The organism is Marinobacter sp. SS5-14b (genome assembly GCF_030541005.1).
Classification (GTDB): domain Bacteria; phylum Pseudomonadota; class Gammaproteobacteria; order Pseudomonadales; family Oleiphilaceae; genus Marinobacter.
On the sequence record NZ_JASSVM010000028.1, the window covers coordinates 1 to 3,527 of the forward strand.

The 3,527-nt window shown below is 52.8% G+C and carries 1 tRNA gene and 2 rRNA genes; all 3 read right to left on the reverse strand.

What is annotated here, in order from left to right:
- Positions 1–26 precede the first annotated feature (26 nt).
- The 3 genes from rrf to QPL95_RS18390 all read right to left on the reverse strand — a co-directional run bounded on the left by rrf (position 27) and on the right by QPL95_RS18390 (position 3,526).
- Positions 27–141: ribosomal RNA gene (gene rrf, locus QPL95_RS18380) — 5S ribosomal RNA — on the reverse strand.
- A gap of 95 nt (positions 142–236) precedes the next feature.
- Positions 237–3,128: ribosomal RNA gene (locus tag QPL95_RS18385) — 23S ribosomal RNA — on the reverse strand.
- 322 nt (positions 3,129–3,450) lie between these two features.
- Positions 3,451–3,526 (reverse strand) — tRNA-Ala (locus QPL95_RS18390).
- Position 3,527 lies beyond the last annotated feature (1 nt).

Below are 3,527 nucleotides of genomic sequence, written 5' to 3' on the forward strand. Positions count from 1 at the left end.
AGCTATCGGGGGTTTGGGTATTAGGCGCCTGACGATGACCTACTCTCACATGGGCAACGCCACACTACCATCGGCGCAGGTCTGTTTCACTTCTGAGTTCGAGATGGGATCAGGTGGTTCCAGACCGCTATGGTCGTCAGGCAAAACGGTTGATCACTGGGGGACGAGATGGAACGAGTGTTTTGATTTCATTTGAGCTTTCGCTCTGCGTTATCCGCAATTGTCTTGGGTGTTATATAGTCAAGCCGCACGAGCAATTAGTACTGGTTAGCTCAACGCCTCACAGCGCTTACACACCCAGCCTATCAACGTCCTGGTCTTGAACGGCTCTTCAGGAGGCTCAAGGCCTCAGGGAGATCTCATCTTGGAAGGGGCTTCCCGCTTAGATGCTTTCAGCGGTTATCCTGTCCGAACATAGCTACCGGGCAATGCGTCTGGCGACACAACCCGAACACCAGCGGTTCGTCCACTCCGGTCCTCTCGTACTAGGAGCAGCTTTCCTCAAATCTCCAACGTCCACGGCAGATAGGGACCGAACTGTCTCACGACGTTCTAAACCCAGCTCGCGTACCACTTTAAATGGCGAACAGCCATACCCTTGGGACCGGCTTCAGCCCCAGGATGTGATGAGCCGACATCGAGGTGCCAAACACCGCCGTCGATGTGAACTCTTGGGCGGTATCAGCCTGTTATCCCCGGAGTACCTTTTATCCGTTGAGCGATGGCCCTTCCATACAGAACCACCGGATCACTATGACCTGCTTTCGCACCTGCTCGACGTGTCTGTCTCGCAGTCAAGCGGGCTTGTGCCATTACACTAACCGCACGATGTCCGACCGTGCTTAGCCCACCTTTGTGCTCCTCCGTTACGCTTTGGGAGGAGACCGCCCCAGTCAAACTACCCACCACACAGTGTCCTCATCCCCGATAAGGGGACCAAGTTAGAACCTCAAACATGCCAGGCTGGTATTTCAAGGTTGGCTCCACCAGAACTGGCGTCCTGGTTTCAAAGCCTCCCAGCTATCCTACACAAGCATGTTCAAAGTTCACTGTGAAGCTATAGTAAAGGTTCACGGGGTCTTTCCGTCTAGCCGCGGATACACCGCATCTTCACGGCGATTTCAATTTCACTGAGTCTCGGGTAGAGACAGCGCCCCCATCGTTACGCCATTCGTGCAGGTCGGAACTTACCCGACAAGGAATTTCGCTACCTTAGGACCGTTATAGTTACGGCCGCCGTTTACCGGGGCTTCGATCAAGAGCTTCGCACGAATGCTAACCCCATCAATTAACCTTCCGGCACCGGGCAGGCGTCACACCGTATACGTCCACTTTCGTGTTTGCACAGTGCTGTGTTTTTAATAAACAGTCGCAGGGGCCTGGTATCTTCGACCGGCTTCCGCTCCACCCGCAGGGGCTTCACGTACACGCCGGCGTGCCTTCTCCCGAAGTTACGGCACCATTTTGCCTAGTTCCTTTACCCGAGTTCTCTCAAGCGCCTTGGTATTCTCTACCTGACCACCTGTGTCGGTTTGGGGTACGGTCTCGAATAGCCTGAAGCTTAGAAGATTTTCCTGGAAGCATGGCATCAATGACTTCTCGCCCTTGGGCAATCGTCGTCGCGTCTCAGAATTGTGGGCCCGGATTTGCCTAAGCCCACTCCCTACTCGCTTAAACCGGGACAACCGTCGCCCGGCTCACCTAGCCTTCTCCGTCTCTCCATCGCAGCTATCCAAGGTACGGGAATATTAACCCGTTTCCCATCGACTACACCTTTCGGTCTCGCCTTAGGGGCCGACTCACCCTGCGCCGATTAGCGTTGCGCAGGAACCCTTGGTCTTCCGGCGTGGGAGTTTTTCACTCCCATTGTCGTTACTCATGTCAGCATTCGCACTTCTGATACCTCCAGCATGCTTCTCAACACACCTTCGCAGGCTTACAGAACGCTCCCCTACCCCGCATACAAAGTATGCAGCCGCAGCTTCGGTAACCAGTTTGAGCCCCGTTACATCTTCCGCGCAGGCCGACTCGACTAGTGAGCTATTACGCTTTCTTTAAAGGATGGCTGCTTCTAAGCCAACCTCCTAGCTGTCTGAGCCTTCCCACATCGTTTCCCACTTAACTGGTATTTGGGGACCTTAGCTGGCGGTCTGGGTTGTTTCCCTCTTCACGACGGACGTTAGCACCCGCCGTGTGTCTCCCGGATAGTACTCACAGGTATTCGGAGTTTGCATCGGGTTGGTAAGTCGAGATGACCCCCTAGCCGAAACAGTGCTCTACCCCCTGTGGTATTCGTCCGAGGCGCTACCTAAATAGCTTTCGGGGAGAACCAGCTATCTCCGGGCTTGATTAGCCTTTCACTCCGATCCACAAGTCATCCCCTGGCTTTTCAACGACAGTGGGTTCGGTCCTCCAGTTGATGTTACTCAACCTTCAACCTGCTCATGGATAGATCGCCCGGTTTCGGGTCTATGCCCAGCGACTAATTCGCCCTATTCAGACTCGGTTTCCCTACGGCTCCCCTAAACGGTTAACCTCGCCACTGAACATAAGTCGCTGACCCATTATACAAAAGGTACGCCGTCACAGAACAAGTCTGCTCCGACTGCTTGTACGCATACGGTTTCAGGATCTATTTCACTCCCCTCACAGGGGTTCTTTTCGCCTTTCCCTCACGGTACTGGTTCACTATCGGTCAGTCAGGAGTATTTAGCCTTGGAGGATGGTCCCCCCATATTCAGTCAACGTTTCTCGTGCGCCGACCTACTCGATTTCACTAGACTCAGGTTTCGGATACGGGGCTATCACCCACTATGGCGGCTCTTTCCAGGGCCTTCTCCTACCAGTTGTCTAGCTTAAGGGCTAGTCCCCGTTCGCTCGCCGCTACTTAGGGAATCTCGGTTGATTTCTTTTCCTCAGGGTACTTAGATGTTTCAGTTCCCCTGGTTCGCCTCTTACACCTATGTATTCAGTGCAAGATACCAACCCGAAGGTTGGTGGGTTTCCCCATTCAGAAATGTCCGGATCACAGCTCGTTTGCCAGCTCCCCGAACCTTATCGCAGGCTTCCACGTCTTTCATCGCCTCTGACTGCCAAGGCATCCACCGTATGCGCTTAGTTGCTTGACTATATAACCCCAAGACAACTGTGTTCCATTTATCATCCACCTGGTAAACCAGGGTGATAACAAGTGGAGACAGTTCCTTGAAGCGATATAACAACCACTTCAACGACAACACCGGATAACGCTTGAAATCGTTATCACTCTGAACATTTCCTCTCGGAGATAATGAGAGAAAATATTCGTGTTCTATCTCGTCCAATTTGTTAAAGAGCAAATCTGACCCAGTGATCAGAAAGAAGGACTTCGTTTAACAACCGCTGTCATTAAATCGAAATACTTGTTTCTGCACACTGCTAACCACATCGTGGGTTAGTCAGTAAAAATTTTGGTGGAGCTAGGCAGGATCGAACTGCCGACCTCCTGCGTGCAAGGCAGGCGCTCTCCCAGCTGAGCTATAGCCCCA